16 protein-coding genes and 1 tRNA gene are annotated in these 20,534 nt (G+C 59.2%); 6 read left to right on the top strand and 11 right to left on the bottom strand.

The annotated features are described in order from the left end of the window. Window positions 1-37 precede the first annotated feature (37 nt). The 4 genes from RWL87_RS04045 to RWL87_RS04030 all read left to right on the top strand — a co-directional run bounded on the left by RWL87_RS04045 (window position 38) and on the right by RWL87_RS04030 (window position 5,498). Window positions 38-1,783 (top strand): glycerol-3-phosphate dehydrogenase/oxidase, encoded by a 1,746-nt coding sequence (locus RWL87_RS04045; RefSeq protein WP_313968998.1) that lies wholly within the window; start codon window positions 38-40, stop codon window positions 1,781-1,783. A 346-nt stretch (window positions 1,784-2,129) separates the two neighbouring features. Next, a complete protein-coding gene (locus RWL87_RS04040; RefSeq protein WP_005507711.1) occupies window positions 2,130-2,927 on the top strand; it encodes an MIP/aquaporin family protein in 798 nt (265 codons plus the stop codon). Between the two features lie 42 nt (window positions 2,928-2,969). After that, entirely contained in the window at window positions 2,970-4,526 is a 1,557-nt protein-coding gene (gene glpK, locus RWL87_RS04035) for a glycerol kinase GlpK (protein ID WP_070629538.1), read from the top strand. A gap of 666 nt (window positions 4,527-5,192) precedes the next feature. Further along, window positions 5,193-5,498 (top strand): N-acyl-D-glutamate deacylase, encoded by a 306-nt coding sequence (locus RWL87_RS04030; RefSeq protein ID WP_311648057.1) that lies wholly within the window; start codon window positions 5,193-5,195, stop codon window positions 5,496-5,498. A gap of 127 nt (window positions 5,499-5,625) precedes the next feature. Here RWL87_RS04030 and RWL87_RS04025 read toward each other — a convergent pair whose 3' ends face one another. Continuing rightward, entirely contained in the window at window positions 5,626-6,234 is a 609-nt protein-coding gene (locus RWL87_RS04025) for a hypothetical protein (protein ID WP_311648059.1), read from the bottom strand. Between the two features lie 323 nt (window positions 6,235-6,557). Between RWL87_RS04025 and RWL87_RS04020 the strand changes: the two genes are divergently transcribed. Then, window positions 6,558-7,169, top strand: coding sequence for a methylated-DNA--[protein]-cysteine S-methyltransferase (locus tag RWL87_RS04020; protein ID WP_311648061.1), 612 nt, complete (start codon window positions 6,558-6,560; stop codon window positions 7,167-7,169). Window positions 7,170-7,383: 214 nt separating this feature from the next. Continuing rightward, window positions 7,384-8,172, top strand: coding sequence for a DNA-3-methyladenine glycosylase I (locus tag RWL87_RS04015; protein WP_311450479.1), 789 nt, complete (start codon window positions 7,384-7,386; stop codon window positions 8,170-8,172). A gap of 121 nt (window positions 8,173-8,293) precedes the next feature. Here RWL87_RS04015 and RWL87_RS04010 read toward each other — a convergent pair whose 3' ends face one another. The 10 genes from RWL87_RS04010 to RWL87_RS03965 form a co-directional block, all read right to left on the bottom strand. Next, entirely contained in the window at window positions 8,294-8,683 is a 390-nt protein-coding gene (locus RWL87_RS04010) for a DUF1304 domain-containing protein (protein WP_313968997.1), read from the bottom strand. Between the two features lie 245 nt (window positions 8,684-8,928). Continuing rightward, a complete protein-coding gene (locus RWL87_RS04005; RefSeq protein ID WP_313968996.1) occupies window positions 8,929-10,551 on the bottom strand; it encodes an L-lactate permease in 1,623 nt (540 codons plus the stop codon). 494 nt (window positions 10,552-11,045) lie between these two features. Beyond that, on the bottom strand, window positions 11,046-12,683 hold the full coding sequence (locus RWL87_RS04000) for an L-lactate permease (protein ID WP_313968995.1): 1,638 nt from the start codon (window positions 12,681-12,683) through the stop codon (window positions 11,046-11,048). Window positions 12,684-13,278: 595 nt separating this feature from the next. Then, window positions 13,279-13,352 (bottom strand) — tRNA-Pro (locus RWL87_RS03995). Window positions 13,353-13,592: 240 nt separating this feature from the next. After that, window positions 13,593-15,173: a ribosome biogenesis GTPase Der gene (gene der, locus RWL87_RS03990; RefSeq protein ID WP_049361980.1), complete on the bottom strand. Its 1,581-nt coding sequence runs from the start codon at window positions 15,171-15,173 to the stop codon at window positions 13,593-13,595. Between the two features lie 111 nt (window positions 15,174-15,284). Beyond that, the gene (cmk, locus tag RWL87_RS03985) at window positions 15,285-15,977 is read right to left on the bottom strand and encodes a (d)CMP kinase (protein WP_313968994.1); all 693 of its coding nucleotides are present in this window, start codon (window positions 15,975-15,977) and stop codon (window positions 15,285-15,287) included. A 54-nt stretch (window positions 15,978-16,031) separates the two neighbouring features. Then, the gene (locus RWL87_RS03980; protein ID WP_298699644.1) at window positions 16,032-17,201 is read right to left on the bottom strand and encodes a prephenate dehydrogenase; all 1,170 of its coding nucleotides are present in this window, start codon (window positions 17,199-17,201) and stop codon (window positions 16,032-16,034) included. An 18-nt stretch (window positions 17,202-17,219) separates the two neighbouring features. Next, entirely contained in the window at window positions 17,220-18,380 is a 1,161-nt protein-coding gene (locus RWL87_RS03975; RefSeq protein ID WP_005507699.1) for a pseudouridine synthase, read from the bottom strand. 87 nt (window positions 18,381-18,467) lie between these two features. After that, window positions 18,468-19,505 carry an SMC-Scp complex subunit ScpB gene (gene scpB, locus RWL87_RS03970; RefSeq protein WP_313968993.1) on the bottom strand — a complete coding sequence of 346 codons (1,038 nt, stop codon included), beginning with the start codon at window positions 19,503-19,505 and terminating at the stop codon, window positions 18,468-18,470. Beyond that, window positions 19,498-20,520, bottom strand: coding sequence for a ScpA family protein (locus RWL87_RS03965; RefSeq protein ID WP_298699649.1), 1,023 nt, complete (start codon window positions 20,518-20,520; stop codon window positions 19,498-19,500). Before RWL87_RS03965 ends, scpB begins: the two co-directional genes overlap by 8 nt. Window positions 20,521-20,534: the final 14 nt, after the last annotated feature.

The raw sequence follows: 20,534 nt of genomic DNA, 5'->3' as shown, positions 1-20,534 counted from the left end.
CACGCCGCGCACGCGGCACGACAAGAAAGAGCACTACATGAGCTCCCAGCACATTGCACAGCAGTCCCAGCTGACCGCTGAGTCCCGCGCCAAGGCACTCAAGAGCATGGTCAACGAAGAACTCGACATCCTGGTTGTGGGCGGCGGCATTACCGGTGCAGGTATTGCCCTCGACGCAGCAACCCGCGGTCTGCGCACCGGTATCGTCGAAGCAGGTGACTGGGCTGCAGGCACCAGTGCATGGTCCTCCAAGCTCGTTCACGGCGGCCTGCGCTACCTCTACAACCTCGACTTCAAGCTCGTGACCGAAGCTCTCACCGAGCGCGGCCTGCTGCTGAACAAGATTGCACCCCACCTCGTGCACGCACAGCCCTTCCTGTGGCCCCTGAAGATGCCCGTCATCGAGCGCGCATACTCCGCAATCGGCATCGGCATGTACGACACCCTGGCATTCCTCGGCTCCCGCGGCAACAAGGGCGTCCCCTCCCAGCGTCACTTCACCAAGGCCGGCACCAAGACCGTCTTCCCCGACATCAAGGACTCCGCATTCAGCGGCGCAATCCAGTTCTACGACGCACGCGTTGACGACGCACGCCTCGTCATCGACGTCGTCCGCACCGCTGCAGGCTACGGCGCACTGGCTGCATCCCGCACCCAGGTTGTCGGCTTCACCAAGGACGCATCCGGCCGCGTCATCGGCGCAGAGCTGGCAGACCTGGAAACCGGCGAGCGCCTGCACGTGCGCGCAAAGCACGTCATCAACGCAACCGGCGTGTGGACCGAAGAGTCTGAGTCCCTGGCTAACCCCGATGCAGGCCTGGAGGTTCTGGCTTCCAAGGGTATCCACATCGTGGTTCCCCGCGACCGCATCAACGCAACCAGCGGTATCTTCACCAAGACTGAGAAGTCCGTTCTCTTCATCATCCCCTGGCAGCGTTACTGGATCATCGGCACCACCGACACCCCCTACTCCGAGGACCGCGAGCGCCCCGTCGCAACCAGCAAGGACATCGACTACGTGCTGATGCAGGCTAACAAGCTGATCGCTAACCCGCTGACCCGCGAGGATATCATCGGCACCTACACCGGCCTGCGCCCGCTGCTGCAGCCCAAGGTCAAGGACGGCGCAGCATCCACCAAGGTTTCCCGCGAGCACACCGTGACCGAGGTTGCACCCGGCATGAGCGCCATCGCAGGCGGCAAGCTCACCACCTACCGTGTCATGGCTGCCGACGCTGTCGACTTCGCGCTGGGCGAGCAGGCTAAGCAGAACCCCTCCGTAACCGCAACCATCGGCCTGGTCGGTGCAGACGGCTACCACGCAATCGCTGCTAACCGTGCACGCTACGCAGAGCGTTACGGCTGGGATGAGGACCGTATCACCCACCTGCTCGAGCGTTACGGCGCGCAGATTGAGGACCTCGGCGCTCTCATCGACGCTGACCCCTCCCTCGGTGCTCCCCTGGCTAAGGCACCCCAGTTCCTGCGTGCAGACGTCGTCTTCGCTGTCCGCTACGAAGGTGCACTGCACCTGGAGGACGTTCTGGTCCGCCGCGTACGCCTCGACCTTGAGCAGCGCGACCGCGGCCTGGCAGCAGCAGACGAGATCCTCGACATCCTGCGTGCCGAGCTCGGCTGGGACGACAAGAAGGTCAAGGAGGAACTCGACCTCTACACCGCACGCGTACAGGCTATCCGCGAGGCAGAGTCCACTTCCACCGACGCTGAGGCATCGGCAAAGATTGAGGCTGTCACCCCCGTGGCACCCCGCGTAAAGCTCTAATCCTTAGAGATTCCACGCACCTTTCGTGACCGGTTATCCGGTACGAACCGACCGTTCGCCCCTCACCGAGCATGGGTTATCTCATATTTTCGGTGAGGGGTGGACGAGAGGTTAAATAACCGTTTACGATAATCCCCTGCATAAGAAGCAGCGAGCTAAATACAGGGTTAACCCACTGGTACGATCTGCTTCTCATCCAAAAACATCTATCAATTTTTCGTAGCAATCCGCTACACATTTCAGCACAGCGTTGTGCCCCCAAAACCGCATTGCGGGGAGGACGGCACAGGAACAAACAAGCATCGGTTCGCTTGCCTTCCAGACGCTTCGTCTTCAAGGAGCATCAATGTCTCTTCTTGCTTCCGCAGGAACTGTACTTGCAGCCGGCTCATCCGCACTCGTGGATGCATCCGGTGCCCCCACCACTCTTGGTTTTGTACTTTCCGAGTTCTTCGGCACCTTCATCCTGATTCTGCTCGGTGCCGGCGTATGCGCCGCAGTGACCCTCAAGAAGTCCTATGCTAAGGACGCAGGCTGGGTTGTTATCACCTTCGGTTGGGGTCTGGCAGTGTTCACCGCCGTATACCTCTCCTTCCACTCCGGTGCACATCTGAGCCCCGCTGTGACCGTTGGCCTGGCAACTGCAGGCCGCGACCTGGCAACTGGCGTTCCCGCAACCCCACTGAACATCACCCTGTACATCGTCGCTCAGATGCTCGGCGCAATGGCTGGTGCAACCGCAGCCTACCTGACTTACAAGAAGCACTTCGATGAGGACCCAGGCGACCGCCTCGGCATCTTCGCAACCGGCCCCGCCATCAAGTCCTACGGCTGGAACTTGCTCACCGAGATTATCGGCACCTTCGTCCTGATTGGCTGGATCATCGCATCCGGTAAGACCCCCGCCCAGATTGGCCCCTTGGCTGTTGCCCTGGTCGTTGTTTCTATCGGTATGAGCCTTGGTGGCGCAACCGGTTACGCTATCAACCCCGCACGTGACCTCGGCCCCCGTATCGCCTACACCTTCCTGCCTATCCCCGGTAAGACCGGTTCCAACTGGTCTTACGCTTGGGTTCCGGTTGTTGGCCCAATCATCGGCGCTATCCTCGCAGGCCTGATCGTTCCGGCAGTTCTGCCCCTCTAAACCTCTCTAATACCCCCGTTCTTTTGTTCTAAGGAAAAATCAATGACGACTTCTCTGCACTCCGCAACCCTCAACGTCGAACGCAAGTACATCCTCTCCATCGACCAGGGCACCACCAGCTCCCGCGCAATCCTGTTCAACAAGGCGGGCGAAAACGTGGCTCAGGGCCAGCTCGAGCACGAGCAGATCTTCCCCAAGGCCGGCTGGGTCGAGCACAACGCAACCGAAATTTGGCAGAACGTCCGTAAGGTCGTAGCAATGGCTATGGCAAACGGCGAAGTCAACCACCACGAAATCGCTGCAGTCGGCATCACCAACCAGCGCGAAACCACCGTCGTGTGGGACAAGAACACCGGTGAGCCCGTCTACAACGCAATCGTCTGGCAGGACACCCGCACCCAGGAAATCGTTGAAGAGCTCGCAGGCGAAGAGGGTGTTGGCAAGTACCACGACATCGTCGGCCTGAACCTCTCCACCTACTTCTCCGGCCCCAAGATCAAGTGGATCCTGGACAACGTTGAAGGCGCACGCGAGCGCGCAGAGCGCGGCGACCTGCTCTTCGGCAACACCGACACCTGGCTGGTCTGGAACCTGACCGGTGGTGTTGACGGCGGTGTTCACGTCACCGACGTAACCAACGCGTCCCGTACCCTGCTGATGAACATCCGCACCCTCGAATGGGATCCGCAGATTGCTGCAGACATGGGTATCCCCATGAGCATGCTGCCCGAAATCAAGTCCTCCTCCGAGGTGTACGGCTTCGGCCGCGCAACCGGTCTGCTCAGCGGCACCCCCATCGCGGGTATCCTCGGTGACCAGCAGGCTGCAACCTTCGGTCAGGCTTGCTTCGAGAAGGGCATGGCGAAGAACACCTACGGTACCGGTAACTTCATGCTCATGAACACCGGCAACGAGCCCGTCTTCTCCAACAACGGTCTGCTGACCACCGTCGCATACAAGATTGGCGATGCAGCACCCGTCTACGCTCTGGAAGGCTCGGTCGCAATGAGCGGCTCCCTAATCCAGTGGCTGCGCGACAACCTGCGCATGATTGAGCACGCTGCAGAGTCTGAGGAACTGGCGACCTCCGTCAAGGACTCCGGCGGCTGCTACGTTGTTCCCGCATTCTCCGGCCTGTTCGCACCTCACTGGCGTTCCGACGCTCGCGGCGTCATCGTTGGTCTGACCCGCTACGTGAACCGTGCACACATCGTGCGTGCGGCACTGGAGGCAACCGCATTCCAGACCCGCGAGGTTCTGGACGCAATGAACGCTGACTCCGGTGTTGAGCTCTCCGAGCTGCGCGTGGACGGCGGCATGACCGCTAACGAGTTCCTAATGCAGTTCCAGGCTGACATCCTCGGCGTTCCCGTGATCCGCCCGAAGGTTGTTGAGACCACCGCTCTGGGCGCAGCATACGCTGCAGGTATCGCTGTTGGTTTCTGGACCGGCGAGCAGGACGTTGTGGACAACTGGGTTGAAGATAAGCGCTGGCTACCCTCCATGGAGCCCGCAGAGGTTGACCGCCAGTACCGCCTGTGGAAGAAGGCTGTCTCCCGCACCCTCGAGTGGGTTGACGAGGACGTTCCGACCGCCTAATCGCAGCACCCGTTGCCTAACGGCACAGCCCGCGTACTAGCGAAGCTCCGGCTACTTCTCCCCCGCTATGGGGTTGAAGCAGCCGGGGCTTTTCGCTGTTTTATGACGCTCAATTCAGCGTTTATTGCGGCGTAATTTCTACAAAAATTAGTGCTGGGGTACCGTTGGTTTTTGTAAATTTGGTATCTTCCGCCGATCACCTGGCGCGGTATTGTTCGTGAGGTGTCAATACCGCACAGGACGCGTACGCGACATATTCATGCGCTGTCCTGACAGGAGCCGACGGTTCGCGCTGATACTTTATTTACGCTCCCGTCCGCCGTGGTGCTTCACGTACCGCGGCGGACGGACTTTTATCTCTTGTTACTGGGTTCTCTGCGTTAACGATGAGTGGGGTTCGCTTTTCGTGTTGCAGTTCTCGCTGTAAAAATCACTGGTTTTATGCCCCTTGTTGAGATACCCGTTCACCTGTTATGTGGGGTTGCTCTAATGGTGTTTGTAAACCTTTGATGTCTACTTCAAGCGCCGTATCATAGATATATAGGCTTATTGATTCTATTCTGACCACCGAAGATGGCGGTTAGTTACGCATCTGGCACCTTCCGGTGGTCGTGAGAACGGAGAGAGGCTCCGTTGGAAGGAGGGAGCGGGTTTCCCGCACCGATTATGGTTGATGTCCGTCGCCGCAAGCTTGCAATTATTGCTATGAACATTTCGGTTCTTGCAGCTGCTCTCTCCTGGCTGTTGGTGCTCTTCTCCGTTATGTATTCTGCCGCCGCTGTGCCGTGGGCGCTGGGTATTGCTATCGTGCTGACTGTGATTGGTATCTACGCGCTGTACCGCTACTACTCAAAGTACTCGCATGTGCTCCCGAACGAGGACCCGGATGCGCACGATGTGCTCGGTCACGACCTGCACTCAACCCACCTGCCGCACCTGCACCACACGGAGGGCAACGCTGACCGCGCGTAATTCTGACAGCGCAGCCGCTAAGTAGCAAGCTTCACTACCCCCTATACAGCGTAAATGTGCCGCCTCACCGGTATCAGTGAGGCGGCACATTTACATTAAAATCACGGTTCAGAGTCCAAACCAACGATTATTTCTCAACGGTTGATTCAGCACTTCGACGCGCTGCAGCTTCGGCTTTGGCTAGTTCTGCCTTTTCGTTCTCTTGAACTACAAGAGCGTTATATTTCCAGCCGGGGATTCTTTCAACAAGCCATCCTATCCAGAGGAGCGCCGCGGTAATGAGAGCGACAGGAATCAGGTAGATGAGGATGCTCGGGTTGCGGTTGTGGTCTGAGGTGCTAAGTGCGCTTAACTCCCACAGCATAAGGATTGGCGCACCCATCAAAGGCATCACGATAAAAAGGATCAAGGCATAGTAATTGCCCATCTTGCTACCGGGGTTACCTCTATTCATACGAGCTTGGGTAACGGCTCTCTTCAGGCGTTTGTATTCTTCTAAGGTTTCGCCGTCTAGAAGCGAAGCATCAGGAATCTTGGCGATAACGTACTGCACGGCTTCCAAATCAGAGGGCGCACAAATATAGATATGCCCCTGGGACATAACGGTATATTCTTTCGCGATGTCGAGGCACGCCTGCGCGTAACGGTTATTGAGCTCTCGGCTCTGCGGGTTTTCCTTGAGCTGCCGGCGGATATCTTTCAGGTCTTCCATGTTTCTCCTTGCAATTTCAGTCATCGTTGAACCCATCGGTAAGGCACGAGAAACACAGGTCACCCCCACCCGGTGCGGGGTGGAGAAGCCGGAGTATTGAATTGCGGTGTATCGGTGTGTACTTCACAGAATGCCAGCTCTTCGGGCTCAAGCAAAATTGGCGGGTATCCTGAGATATTTCAACGGCGGTACAAACGGTGGCGCATATATCTCATACATTGCGGTCAGTTATAGACAAAACCCGCTGCGGGTACGGTACGGAGGCGCCCCTCCCCTATGATGGTTGAAAGGGATATTTGCCCCTAATACCATCTGCAGTACACGCCCACGAGCCAACAAGGAAGAGCATGACCAAAGCGACCGATTCGCCGCAGCCGCCGGAAGCGTTCACGCGCTGGTACACTCGCTACTCGAGCCCCATCGGCGTGCTCTACATTGCCGCCCGCGCGGATGCGGTTGTGGGCATCTGGTACGAGGATCAGGCGCATTTTCCGCTCCCCCATGAGCTCGGTGAGCTGATTGAGAATCCCGGAACCTATCTGCGGGAGCACGGCACGGCGGAAGACGAAGAGCCTACCGGCGAGTATGCTGCGGCGCAGTTGCTGTCTCGCGCTGAGGCAGAGCTTTCCGAGTACTTTGAGCGCAAGCGCACTTCTTTTACGTTACCCCTAGATCCTGAGGGCACCGATTTTCAGCTGATTGTGTGGGAGCATCTGAAGACTGTTCCTGCCGGGTACACCACGACCTACGGCGAGATTTCGCGTGCGGTTGGGCCGGGCGCTCCGGCGCAGGCGGTGGGTCAGGCGGTCGGCCGCAATAAGGTTTCTATCATGATCCCTTGTCACCGCGTTATTGGTGCTGACGGTAGCCTGACCGGCTACGCCGGTGGTGTCGAGCGTAAGCAGTTCCTCCTCGATTTGGAGGAGCCGGAAGAGGTGCGGGAGGCGCGGCTCTTCTAGCGCCTACCGGCTAGTCTTCGAAGCTCATGACAGGGTGGGGTATGCATCGGGTGCGTATCCCGCCCTTTTTCGTACCTGTTTTCAGTTTCTTTGCCCTACAACACGACACAAAATCGAATATAGTTGCGATTATTTCACGTTGGGGTTAGTGTTTAAGTAGAACATGATTCCTAAGACTTCGAATCAGATACAGACTTCTCAGAGAGGAGAAACCGTGACCTCGCAACCTACTATTCCCGCCGACCCCCTCGAAAACACCCCGAGCTACCCCACGTGGGTGACCGATGAGCTTCTGCGCGATTACTACGACACCGAGTGGGGCATGCCCATCACCGACGAGCGTGAACTCTTCGAAGCCCTAAGCCTCGAAGCTTTCCAGGTGGGGCTCTCCTGGCGAACTATTCTTGCCCGCCGTGAGGCATTCCGTCGCGCTTTCGAGGGGTTCGACCCCGAACGCGTAGCAGCGTTCACCGACCAGGACGTTGCCCGGCTTCTCCAGGACGAAGATATTATCCGTAACGAGCGGAAGATTCGCGCGGTCATTTCCAACGCACGCCTGACCCTTCGGATGCGTGAGCTTGCCGCAACGCCCCGTGACGCCTCCACGGAGGATATTCGCCTTCCTCTTATCGCCCTCTCTTCTACCCCGGCCAAAGAGGATAGCACCGAGGCGGCAAACACTCGCCGCCGTCGAATTCGGACGCTAAGCCGCGAAGACTTGGACCGGATGCGTGAGCGCACCCTATCTGACGGCACGCGCATACCGGGCGGGCTACCGGCGTGGCTGTGGTCTTTCGCGCCCAGCGAGACTATCACTCCGCATACTTTGGAGGATATTCCGACCGATACCGCTGAGTCCGCGCTTCTTGCCAAATCTTTTAAGGCATTAGGTGGAGTATTCTTGGGGCCGGTGACCGCCTACGCACTCATGTGTGCGATCGGCATGGTGGACGCTCACCTGGTGGGTTCGCATCGGCGCGGCTGTTCGAGTCTCTTCGCCTAAGCTCCCCTCGCTTGGCGTACTCGCGTCCAAGGGCGCAGAAAAGCCGCGTGTTACTTCAGTGGAGTAAGCACGCGGCTTCTATACGTTGAGAGGTTCCGCTCTGAATTAGATTGTCACAGGGTTAGATCATCACGAAGAGGAAAATCAGGGACAGCAGCGGCGGGGTCAGCTGGATCAGCGCCGGCTTACGCTTTGCCGGGGAGGTGAGGAACAGGTAGATACCTGCAATCGCCATGGAACCCAGGCCTGCGAACATGAGCGCCACGCCCACCTGCGGGGAGCCGAACCAGAAGGCAAGTAGACCGGTTGCGGCGATCCAGGCGAGCATCAGGTTGTACAGACCCTGGTTTGCTGCCATCTCCTTGGTGGACTCGGCAAATTCTTCGGTCATTCCGAAGGTTTCGCGACCCTTGGGCTTAGTCCAGAGGAAGGACTCGATGATCCAGATGTACACGTGAATAGCGATTGCTACGAAGGCAAAAACGGTGGTGACCGTTGCGAGTGCCTGCATTGTTTCTCCTTAAGCAGTAGGTGTTCTATTAGGCACCTGCCCGTTCTTTATTCTGGAGCACAACCTGTGGTGATGTTCAGAATCATGCAGGAGCAAGCACAAGAAGTAATTCTACGCTTCTTCCGGGCTTATCGGAACTTCCCTGAATATGCATAAAACCCCTCGATTCGTCGTCTGCAGAGAAAATTGCAGGGTTCTCATCGAGGGGTTTCTACGCGGGGTTACGCCGAATCCGGTATCGGTCTTTAGCCAGCCATGAGTGACAGAGCGAAGGACCACGCACAGACCAGGCCCAGCAGAATAGCGCTGTACTTAATGGACATGGAGGTGATCTTCGATTCCTCGCCGGCGCTGTTCACAGCCGCCGCCGCAATCGCAATGGACTGCGGGGAAACAATCTTACCCATCACGCCACCGGCGGTGTTTGCGGCCACGAGCAGGGTCGGGTCAACAGCGATCTGGGCTGCGGTGGTGGACTGCAGGCCCGCAAAGAGCACGTTAGCGTTCGTCACGGAGCCGGTCACAAACACACCAATCCAACCGATAATCGGGGACAGCAGCGGGAAGACCGGGCCGGCTGCCGCGAGCGCCAGAGCGATGGAGGTGGTCATACCGGCATAGTTCATGACGTTTGCGACGGACATGACCAGGCAGATCATGAGGATCGGCATCTTCAGCTGGTTCCAGGTGCCGCCGAGTTCTTCGAAGGCTTCACCCCAGCTGATATTCGAGGTCAGGATGGTGATGAGTGCCGCTACCAGAATTGCGGTGCCGGATGCGCCCAGGGTGTTCCAGGAGAACATCGCGGTCACGGTCTTGCCGGCACCGGTGGTGATGGCTTCGTGAATGCCGGGGATGGGGAATGCCAGGGTTGCAGCACCGAGCGGCCCGGTGGTTGCGAACACGGGCTTGAGCGCGGTGGACCAGAGCAGGATGGTTGCGGAGAGGAAGATGAAGGGGCTCCACGCCTTAACGATCTCGCCGCCGGTGTGCTTGACGTTCTGCTGAGCCTGGGCTTCTTCAAGGCTGGGTGCGGTGGGTTCGCGGTAGATGTGCTTGGGCTGCCACTTCTGCATCACGAGTGCCAGGGCTACCAGGGACAGCAGCGGCGGGATGATGTCGACCAGTTCGGGCGAGCCGAGCAGCATCAGGATAGCCACCTGACCGCCGGAGAAGATGACGCCGGTCATGAGTGCGACCAGGCCGACTTCGCGGATGCCGCGCAGACCGTCCTGGATTGCGACCATCAGCAGCGGCACGAAGGCGACGAAGATCTGCAGTACCGGAACCATGCCTGCGGACAGGTGTGCGGTGTCCAGGCCGCCGACCTTAGCTGCGGTGGTCACGGGGATACCGATAGCACCGTATGCGCCGGACGCGGCGTTAGCTACCAACGCCAGCATGGATGCCTTGAGGGGGTTGAAGCCCAGGGATACCAGCAGTGCCGCAGAGATAGCGATCGGGATGCCGAAGCCTGCTGCGCCTTCGATGAAGCCGCCGAAGCAGAATGCGATCAGCAGCACCTGGATGCGCTGGTCATTCGAGATGGAGGAGACGGAGGAACGCACGATGTCGAAGTTACCGGCGCGTACGGCGATGCGGTAGAGCCACACCGCCATGAGCACGATCCAGCCGATGGGCCATGCGCCCGAGAGGAAGCCGGAGAGGATGGAACCGGCACCTGCGGTGATGGGCAGGCCGAAGATGGCACAACCGATGATGAGGGTGGTGACGAGGGTCAGCAGTGCTGATTTGAGGCCGCTGAGTTTCAGGACGGTCAGGCCCAGCAGGAAGAGGACGATGGGCGCTGCGGCAACCAGTGCGGAGAGCACCGGTGAGTTCAGCGGGTCGTAGGTTTGCTGCCACATTGGGGCGGGTGTTCCTTTCGGTCTGTGTGTATTAGCGGTCGCTTCTTCCGATACGGCTCCCGTGCTGTATGGAAGCGCTAGGCCGCATAAAACCGATGGGTTCCTCCGCTATGTGGCGGAGTGGCCCATCGGTGAAGCGTTATGGTCATCAGTTCTCAGGGGCTGAAGTTGTTCCCTGGTTTTAACTGAAAGAAAGCGGGATTATTCCCGCTAACTAGGTGCTCATGACTTTATCTGTCTAAGCTAGCAGGTCTCCTAGTGGAGTTCAGGATAGGATAACCTTAAGTGTGCACAAACGATATTTATGTGCATATTTACACTCCTTGGTATTCGCTCCTCACCGCTCCCCTTCGAACCACCAACTGCGCCTCCCTAGCAATCCTAGATAACGCAAAAGCCCCTCCTACCGAAGTAGAAGGGGCTTTCGCTCAACCGTGTCGCGGGCACCTTACCTTCAAAGAAGGTAGGTTACACGCATCAGGTACTCACACTGTTTACAGGCCGACCAGGGACAGGACGTAAACCCAAACACAGGTGATAGCCAGCAGAGCTGCACTGTACTTGATTGCCATGGAGGTAATCTTGGATTCCTCGCCTGCGCTGTTCACAGCAGCAGCTGCAATTGCGATGGACTGCGGGGACACGATCTTCGCCATCACACCACCGGCGGTGTTAGATGCAACCAGCAGGGTCTGGCTGACGCCAATCTGCTGTGCGGTGGTAGCCTGCAGGCCAGCGAAGAGGATGTTGTTGTTCACCACAGAGCCGGTCACGAACACGCCAATCCAACCGATGATCGGGGACAGCAGCGGGAAGATTGCGCCCACAGCGGCAACAGCCAGCGCGATAGAGGTAATCATACCTGCGTAGTTCATGACGTTAGCAACGGACATGACCAGGCAGATCATGAGGATCGGGGTCTGCAGCTGCTTCCAGGTGCCGCCGAGCTCCTCGATAGCCTCACCCCAGCTGATGGAGGAGGTCAGGATGGTGATGATGGTAGCCACCAGAATTGCGGTACCGGATGCGCCCACAATGTTCCAGGTGTAGGTCACGTCGATAGGCTTGGGGGTTGCAACAATCGGTGCCGCCTGCGAGATGCTCTGGTGCAGCCAGGGCAGGGGGAAGGAGATGTTGGTGAAGCCGAGCGCGCCCTTAGCAGCGAAGAGGGGCTTCAGAACGGTGGACCAGAGCAGAATCACGACGGACAGGTAGACGAAGGGGCTCCAAGCCTTGAGGATTTCGCCACCGGTGTGCTTGACGCTCTGCTGCGCCTGGACTTCTTCCAGGGAGGGAGCGGTGGGCTCGCGGAAGATGTGCTTGGGCTGCCACTTCTGCATGACCAGTGCCAGAGCGACCAGTGCCAGCAGCGGCGGGATGATGTCAACGAGCTCGGGGTTACCCAGGGTTGCGAGCAGAACGGACTGGCCGCCGGAGTAGATAACGCCAACCATGAGAGCTACCAGACCGACTTCGCGGATACCGCGCAGACCGTCCTGAATAGCGACGAGCACCAGGGGAATCAGGCCTGCCATGATCTGGATAACCAGGACCATTTCGATGGACAGACCGTGCAGGTCCACGCCGCCGCGGGTTGCTGCGGTGGTCACGGGGATACCGATAGCGCCATATGCGCCGGAGCTCACGTTAGCAATCAGAGCGAACATTGCAGCCTTGAGCGGGTTGAAGCCCAGGGACACGAGCAGTGCAGCACAGATAGCAATCGGGATACCGAAGCCTGCAGCACCTTCAAGGAAGCCGCCGAAGCAGAATGCAATCAGCAGCATCTGGATGCGCTGGTCGGTAGAGATGGAGGAGATGGAGGAACGAACGATTTCGAAGCCGCCGGAACGCACGGAAATGCGGTAGAGCCACACTGCCATGAGAACGATCCAGCCGATGGGCCACATGCCCGAGAGGAAACCGTAGAGGATGGAGCCGGCACCTGCAGTGACGGGCATACCGAAGATAGCGCAACCGATGAGGAGAGCTAGAACGAGGGAGATAACGGCAGATTTAATACCGCTGAGCTTCAGGACGGTGAGGCCCAGAAGGAAGAAAATAATCGGGACTGCTGCTACGAGTGCGGAGAGTGCGCTCGAGTTCAGCGGGTCGTAGACTTGCTGCCACATGGTTTATTGTGTTCCTTTCCACGCCCACGGGGGCGGGATCGAGTTGTGCCGTAAAACCTTCCCAGCGACGCTTGTGGCGGCGTGTGTGCCGTGTGTTGCAGGTGCGTGCACCTAGCTGTTTTATGCGTTATGGGCGCTATCCTCTGGGGATATATGCCTTCACTTGGGTTCATGTTGGTTTTGCGGCTATGAAATTCAGTGTGTATGAAGTCGTGTTTTAGTCACAGAAACCTAAATATTCCTTGATTTGTCAAGGGAAATTCAGTGCCAAAGCTAAAATTTCTGACCGCTAAAACGTGATTCCTTGTGTACCCAATGTACCACTGAACACCCACAAAATCGGGCATATTCCAACATTTAGATCGAAGCTCATAATTGCACACTAACCTAAAGCCCACCCCGGTTTGAGGGCTTACCCAGCCTCCCTCCCCCGCTATTACAAGGGAACAAGGGCCCGCCAAAGCCCTGCCAGAGCATGCAGTGCCTCGGGAACATTCAAACCGACACAACCCAGCCCCGCACCATCAATCCCCGCAAACCCCTAAACGGCATACAAAAAAGCTCCGGAAGGAAAAACCTTCCGGAGCTTTATCTGTCGGGTTGACAGGATTTGAACCTGCGACCCCTTGACCCCCAGTCAAGTGCGCTACCAAGCTGCGCCACAACCCGATTCGTTATTCACGATATTGTTTTCAAGGTTTCCCCTGAACACTCGAATAACTATACCGGGCTTTTAACCCCCGCGCAAGCCAGATTCACCATTTTTAGAAAAAATCTTAAAAATCTTTTCCTCACGGATTTCCTTGCAGATTTTCCGTACAGAATCCAGCGCGCGGGGGCCAAACCTAACAAGAGCCAGCCTAGCAAGGGGCCAGCCCAGCAACACGGCATCAAGCAGACACCCCGCTACTAGCGGCGGCCGCCCTTACCCTTCTTAGCCTTCGCGCTCTGACGCTCACCCAGGGAGCGGCGCTCACGCACACGCATCGAAATCTCAATCGGAGTACCCGTGAAATCAAAAGTCTCGCGCAGACGACGCATAATGAAGCGGCGGTAACCCGGATCCAAGAAGCCGGTAGTAAACAGCACGAACTTCGGCGGGCGCGAAGATACCTGAGTACCGAAGAGAATACGCGGCTGCTTGCCACCACGCAGCGGGTGCGGATGCGCGGCCACAATCTCACCGAGGAATGCGTTCAGGCGACCGGTGGGGATGCGCGAATCCCACGACTCCAGCGAGTGCTCCAGGGCGGGCACCAGCTTGTCCTTGTGCCAGCCGGTCTTCGCCGAAATGTTCACGCGAGGAGCCCACTGCACGTGCGCCAGGTCGCGCTCAATCTCACGCTCGAGCATGTAGCGGCGATCCTCATCGAGGGTATCCCACTTGTTGAACGCCAGAACCATCGCGCGACCCGAATCAATCACGGTCTGCACGATGCGCACATCCTGCTCAGAGATCGGCTCGGAAACATCCAGCAGCACCACGGCAACCTCAGAACGCTCCAGAGCAGTCTGGGTACGCAGCGAAGAGTAGAACTCCGCGCCCTTAGCCATGTGCTGGCGACGGCGAATACCCGCGGTATCCACAAAACGCCAGGGGTAGCCGCCCAGCTCAATAATCTCGTCAATCGGGTCACGAGTCGTACCAGCCAGGTCGTTCACCACGGCACGCTCAGAACCCGCCAGCTTGTTCAGCAGCGAGGACTTACCCACGTTCGGGCGACCCACCAGGGCCACACGACGCGGGCCGCCCAGCGCCTCCGGCTGAGCGAACTGCGAGTGCTCCGGCATGACCTCAAGGATCTCGTCCAGGGCATCCGCCAGGCCGCGGCCGTGCAGACCCGACACCGGGAACGGCTGACCCATACCCAGCGACCAGAGGTTATAAATCTCCGGCTCCAGGTGAGCGTCATCAATCTTGTTAGCAATCAGAATGATCGGCTTCTTCACGCGGCGCAGCATACGCACAATCTGCTCGTCCGAAGCGGTCACGCCCACGCGGGCGTCAACTACCAGGACCACAACATCGGCCTGCTCCACAGCAATCTCAGCCTGCTCAGCAACCTGAGCATCAATACCGCGGGCGTCAGACTCCCAACCACCGGTATCAACCAGGGTGAAGCTCTTACCCAGCCACTCAGCCTTATAAGACACGCGGTCACGAGTCACACCCGGCTTATCCTCAACCACCGCTTCACGGCGGCCCAGAATACGGTTAATGATGGTCGACTTACCCACGTTCGGGCGGCCAACAATCGCCACTACCGGGTCAGCGAGCTGCTCTTCCTCTTCCTCAATGTCGAAGCCCCAGGCGCCCAGCAGGGCGCGGTCCTCTTCATCCAGGTCGTAATCCTCAAGACCCTCAAGCAGAGCCTGAGCACGCTGGTCAGCGGTCTCATCATCAATCTCAGCGAGGCGCTCGGTAACGTCGTCCTCGCCACCGCCCAGGTACTTCTCTTCGTAATCGTCGCGGATAGCGTCCTCAGCCATGCGCATTCCTTTCTCTACCCGCCCCGCGCCCAACCCGTAGGTCAGCACGCGAGCGCGGCTCAACGTCTTATCGGGAGCGGATGCACCACTCCCCCAGCGTTTCGGCGGGGCCTAACCCGCGCGCTTCGCCTTCAACTGGTCATTCACAGCGTTAATCACTGCAGAGACCGTCGCATTAAAATCAAGATTCGAGCTGTCCACCAGGGTCACGCCCTCGGCAGCTTCCATAAAGTTATTGACCTTCGAATCCTTCGCATCACGCTCAGCAATCTGCTTGCTCAAGTCACCCGAAGCGCCGGACTTCTCCGCATTCTCCAGGCCACGGCGCGCCATGCGCACCTCCTCAGAAGCAGTCAGCAGGATGCGCGCATCAGCGTCGGGAGCAACCACGGTGGTGATGTCGCGGCCCTCAGCGACCATGCCGTTAATAGCGTGGTTAATCATCCAACGCTGCAGGCCAATCAGGTGCTCACGAACCGCCGGAACCGAAGCCACAGCAGACACAGCCGAAGAAATGCGCTCGCTACGAATCTCCTCACGGATATCGGCCGAGCCCATCAGAATCTCTTCTTCCTTAATGTTCGTACCGAACACCAGGGGCATCTCCTCGACAGCCTTCGCAATCGCCTCAGCGTCGTTCAGGTCAACGCCAAGTTCCAGCACACGGTAGGTTGCGGCACGGTACATTGCACCGGTGTCCAGGTACGCCAGACCAAAGTGGCGCGCAACTTCCTTAGACACAGACGACTTACCGGAACCGGAGGGACCGTCAATAGCAATCGTCAGTTTAGGGTTCTCGTGCATCAGCACTCCTTCAAATTCGTCTCAAACTTTATGCCGGAAAATACAGCTTTAACTCTACTTCACAACACGCCAACCGCGAGCCGACAAATCGCGGACCAGCGCCTCATGAATAGACGGATTGACCGAGATTTCAGCCATACCCACCGGGGCACCCGTTGAGTGCTCCAGCCGCAAATCCTCAAGGTTCGCGCCCAGCTCACCAATCTCGGCAAGCAAACGAGCCAGCGTGCCGGGGGTGTCGTCCACCAGCACCGTCATCTTCGCGAACGCGGCGGGCGCCGTACCGTGCTTACCCGGAATACGGCTCACACCCGCGTTGCCTTCGCTCATCAGCTGCGCCAAATCCAGGCGAGCGCCGGATGCCGTCGGGTTCTCCAGCGTCGCGATGAGACGGTTCAGGTCATCACGCACCCCGTAGAGGGTCTTCACAATCGGGTCAGCGTTCGCCGCAAAAATCTGCACCCACAGCGTCGGATCCGAAGCCGCAATACGCACCGTATCGCGCAAACCCTGACCCGCCAGGGACAGCGCATACAGCGGAGTGTCCTGCAGACGCGAAGCCAACAGCGAACTCATCGCCTGCGGCACATGAGAAATCAGAGCGACCGTCTGATCATGCTCCTCAACGCCCAGAGAAGTCACAATCGCACCCAGCTCCACCGCCACAGAACGCACCAGACGCACACACTCGGGGCGAACCGAATCGTGCTCGCAGATAATCCACGGACGCGCCTGGAACAGCTCACCGCGAGCAGCCACCGGGCCAGACTTCTCACGCCCAGCCATCGGATGCGAACCCACGTAACGGGACGCATCCGCACCCGAGGCAAGCACATCAGCCAGCGGCTGCACCTTCACCGAGGCAACATCCGTCACCACGGCGCCGGGGTAGCCCGCCTCCGGTCGAGGCGCATAGGTGTTCAACGCGCGAGCGCACACGGCACCGGCACTATCCGGAGGCGCAGCCACCACCACCAGCTGCGGGGCGAGGGCGGCGCGCTCCTCCTCCGACAGTGTGGAGATGCTTGTACCGGCACCGATATCCTGCGCCACAGCCTCGGCGGTGGGTGAAATATCTTGGACGTACACGTCCTCGCATCCTGCCGCACGCAACCCCAAACCAATGGAGGCACCCAGCAGACCCGAGCCGATAATGAGCACCGGCCCGGTCAGTGTTGAGTCCATGGGCAGCTCAGATGCGGAAAGCTCAGCGGGCGAGCTCATGACAACTCCTTAGCGTTATTACATGTCCACCGAAGCGAGCAGGTGACCGATCTCGACCTTGGAGAGGTTACGGACGGTACCCTGCTTCTGCGAACCAATACGGATCGGGCCCATCTCGACGCGGACCAGGCGCTCAACCGGGTAGCCGACGGCGTCGAAGAGGCGGCGCACGATGCGGTTCTTACCGGAGTGGATGGTCACCTCAACGAGCACGTGGCCGGGGGTGGAGTCCACCAGCTTGAACTCGTCAACGCGGGTCACGCCGTCTTCCAGGCGAATGCCCTTCTTCATGGCTGCGCCGACGCCGGGCTCCATCGGGCCGGGAACCTGCACCAGGTAGGTCTTGGGCACCTCGTAGGAGGGGTGGGTGAGGCGGTTCGCCAGTTCACCGTCGTTGGTCAGCAGCAGCAGACCCTCAGTTTCGACGTCCAGGCGGCCCACGTGGAACACGCGCTCGCTCATGGAGGAACGCAGGAAGTCAGAGATGCAGGGGCGACCTTCGGGATCTTCCATGGTGGAGACCACGCCGGCGGGCTTGTTGAATGCCATGTAGACGAGTTTGTCGTTGGTCTGAACGGTCATGCCGTCCACCTGCACGGTCACCTTGGAGGGGTCCACGCGCACGCCCAGCTCGGTCACGACTTCACCGTTGACGGTGACGCGGCCTTCGGTAATCATTTCTTCGCAGACGCGGCGGGATGCCACACCGGCCTGAGCCAGCAGCTTCTGCAGGCGCACGCCGTCGTGGTCGTAGAACTCGTAGTGGTCTACCGGGGCGTTGCGGGGGCGGCGGGGGCGGTGCGGACCAGCGTAGTTGCTGACGCGGTATTCGCCACGCTCGTTTGCGAAGGCTTCGCCGGAGCGGTAGGGGCGGCCCGGTGCGCGGCGTTCGCGCTTGGGCAGTTCGGTACCGCGGCCTCGGCCGGAACCTGCGCGGCCTGCGCCGAACTTCTTCTCGCCAAACTTCTTGTCACCGAATTTCTTCTCGCCGAAGCCCTTTGCGCCGCCCTTGCCTGCGCCACTCTTCGGTGCGCCGGGGCGACCGCCGCGTGCGGATGCGCCCTTAGCACCGGGCTTACCGCCCTGACCGGGACGAGCAGCGCCGGGACGGCCACCGCGGGAGTTCTGGGGGCGACCGGATGCAGAGCGGCCGCCGCGGGAGGAGTTTCCATATGCCATGGTGTTCTTCTCTTTTCTGTCGTATAGTGCGAACGTTTCAGGCTTTTCCCGAACGTTCCTTCGTCTTATTGATTCGTTGTCGTTGTCTTAGTCGTTGCCTTCGGCAAGCACTGCGGCTTCCGTGTCATCGGGCAGGAAGGGCGCGAGCGCCGGCAGCTCCTCCAGGGAGTTCAACCCGAGCTTTACCAGCAGCAGCTCCGTGGTTTCGTAGAGGGTCGCGCCGCTTCCGGCTTCACGACCGGCCTCACGAATCAGCTGCCGTTGCAGTAGCTGACGGATTGCCGCGTCCGCGTTTACGCCTCGAATGGAGGCTACCCTCGCCCTGGTCACCGGCTGCTGGTAGGCAATCACGGCGAGCGTCTCGTAGGCGGGTTTGCTGAGGGTTGCGCTCTTGGAGCGGGTCACGAAGCGTGCCACCCAGGGGGCGAAGTCGTCGCGGGCGTAGAGCTTCCAGCCTCCTGCGATGTTCCGCAACTGGAATCCGCGCGGTTCGGGCGCCACCCGGTTTTCGTCTTCTCCGTAGCCGCTTTCTTCGCCGTTGTACTCGCGGTACAGCTGGTCGAGCGCGTGCTCAACAGCTCGTTCGCTGACGATGAGCGCGGCGGAGAGTTCACGCACGCTCACGGGTGCTTCGGCAACGGCGAGGATTGCTTCGATGGCGCTTTTGACGCCGCCGGGGATTGCCTCGACCTTGGAAAATTCGGCTTCGGCATCGACCGCCACACTGGGTGCGGTGGAGGGGCCTCCCGCCGGAATCTTTGCCGATTTCGCTGCCGATTTCGTTGCAGATTTCTTCGACTCGCGGGGTGCGGTTTCCTGCGATTCCTCGGAGCCGTCGGAAATGTCGGAACCGTCGGAGTCCTCTACCGTTTCAGCGGCTTCAGCTTCCTCAGCTTCTTCGGTAACCTCAGCTTCTTCGGTCACCTCATCCAGAGGAGCTGCCGCTACCTCGTGCTCAGCCGGCTCAGCGTCCGCCTCAGCAGGCTTTGAGATTTCAGCCTCTGCCGGCGCCGAGTCTGCCTGTTCCGAATCCTCGTCTGCGTTCGGATCCCAGTAGCCCATGTTCACGATCGCAAGGTCGTCGGGGGTGAATTCACGGTCAAAGCGTGAGCCGTGATTACTCATAATCCTCCTCTACCGATCCCGTGTTAGCTTCAGATTCGTTCGCAGATTCGTTCACTTGGGGTGATTCTGGTGGTTCAGGTGCTTCGCTGGTTTCGTGCGCATCCTGTGTGCCTGCGGTGTCTGCAGTTTCTTCACGGATCACGAACTGTGCCGCGCTCGCAAGTACCCGAATGACTCCGAGCGGTGCGTCCTGTTCCACGTGCAGGGCACCTTCTTTGTAGAGCTCGAGCAGGGCGAGAAAACGAACCACCGCGATTTCTAGTTCGCCGGATCCTTGAACCAGTTCGGCGAAGCTCAGTTCCCGCGCCGCCGTATCGAGCAGGCTGTGCAGAATGTAGTGTTCTTCAGCCGCGATGGTGGTTAGCGGAACGTGCAGGTGCTCGTTGAGTTCTTCAACGATTTCTTCGGGTTCCGGTTCAGGCTCTTTGGGGGTTCGGCTCAGCGCTGTTGCGGCGATGCGGGCGAACTCTTCGGCGCCTCCGGTAAAGACCAGCTCGGGAAGCGCCTGGGCGAATCGTTCTTCGAGGGCTACCGCGCGGGGAAAACGCTGTGCTTCTTGCGCCCAGCGTTCAGCAAAAATATCGGCGACTTCGCGGTAGGCGCGGTATTGCAGCAGACGGGCGAAAAGCAGGTCGCGTGCTTCCAACAGTGCAACATCCTCTTCGAGAGGTTCACGATGCTGCGGGAGCAGGCGTGCGGTTTTGAGTTCCAGCAGGGTTGCGGCGGTGACCAGAAATTCACTGGCTTCGTCGAGTGCGCGTTCGGTGCCTTCAGCGTAGAGGGCGTGCAGGTATGCGAGGAACTCGTCGGTGACCTCTGCGAGCGCCACCTCGGTAATGTCGAGTTTGCGGCGCGAAATCAGGGTCAGTAGAAGATCAAAGGGACCCTCAAAATTACTGAGGGTGAGGGTGAAACCGCGTTCCGGGTTCTGCAGGCCGCGGCCCTCAGTCCGGGCGTTCGCGGCGGTGTCTGCGTTCGGTGTCGGTACCCTCACGGCAGCGACGTTCGTGGTCATAAACGACCTATTCT

The organism is uncultured Rothia sp. (assembly GCF_963555405.1).
Classification (GTDB): domain Bacteria; phylum Actinomycetota; class Actinomycetes; order Actinomycetales; family Micrococcaceae; genus Rothia.
Note: the sequence above shows the minus strand (reverse complement) of the source record. Positions and strands in the feature narration are given on the sequence as shown.

Excerpts from the sequence above, each read along its gene's own strand:
- RWL87_RS04045 (WP_313968998.1), top strand. The coding sequence starts at position 38 with ATGAGCTCCCAGCACATTGCACAGCAGTCCCAGCTGACCGCTGAGTCC.
- RWL87_RS04040 (WP_005507711.1), top strand. The coding sequence starts at position 2,130 with ATGTCTCTTCTTGCTTCCGCAGGAACTGTACTTGCAGCCGGCTCATCC.
- glpK (WP_070629538.1), top strand. The coding sequence starts at position 2,970 with ATGACGACTTCTCTGCACTCCGCAACCCTCAACGTCGAACGCAAGTAC.
- RWL87_RS04030 (WP_311648057.1), top strand. The coding sequence starts at position 5,193 with ATGGTTGATGTCCGTCGCCGCAAGCTTGCAATTATTGCTATGAACATT.
- RWL87_RS04025 (WP_311648059.1), bottom strand. The coding sequence starts at position 6,234 with ATGACTGAAATTGCAAGGAGAAACATGGAAGACCTGAAAGATATCCGC.
- RWL87_RS04020 (WP_311648061.1), top strand. The coding sequence starts at position 6,558 with ATGACCAAAGCGACCGATTCGCCGCAGCCGCCGGAAGCGTTCACGCGC.
- RWL87_RS04010 (WP_313968997.1), bottom strand. The coding sequence starts at position 8,683 with ATGCAGGCACTCGCAACGGTCACCACCGTTTTTGCCTTCGTAGCAATC.
- RWL87_RS04005 (WP_313968996.1), bottom strand. The coding sequence starts at position 10,551 with ATGTGGCAGCAAACCTACGACCCGCTGAACTCACCGGTGCTCTCCGCA.
- RWL87_RS04000 (WP_313968995.1), bottom strand. The coding sequence starts at position 12,683 with ATGTGGCAGCAAGTCTACGACCCGCTGAACTCGAGCGCACTCTCCGCA.
- der (WP_049361980.1), bottom strand. The coding sequence starts at position 15,173 with ATGGCTGAGGACGCTATCCGCGACGATTACGAAGAGAAGTACCTGGGC.
- cmk (WP_313968994.1), bottom strand. The coding sequence starts at position 15,977 with ATGCACGAGAACCCTAAACTGACGATTGCTATTGACGGTCCCTCCGGT.
- RWL87_RS03980 (WP_298699644.1), bottom strand. The coding sequence starts at position 17,201 with ATGAGCTCGCCCGCTGAGCTTTCCGCATCTGAGCTGCCCATGGACTCA.
- RWL87_RS03975 (WP_005507699.1), bottom strand. The coding sequence starts at position 18,380 with ATGGCATATGGAAACTCCTCCCGCGGCGGCCGCTCTGCATCCGGTCGC.
- scpB (WP_313968993.1), bottom strand. The coding sequence starts at position 19,505 with ATGAGTAATCACGGCTCACGCTTTGACCGTGAATTCACCCCCGACGAC.
- RWL87_RS03965 (WP_298699649.1), bottom strand. The coding sequence starts at position 20,520 with ATGACCACGAACGTCGCTGCCGTGAGGGTACCGACACCGAACGCAGAC.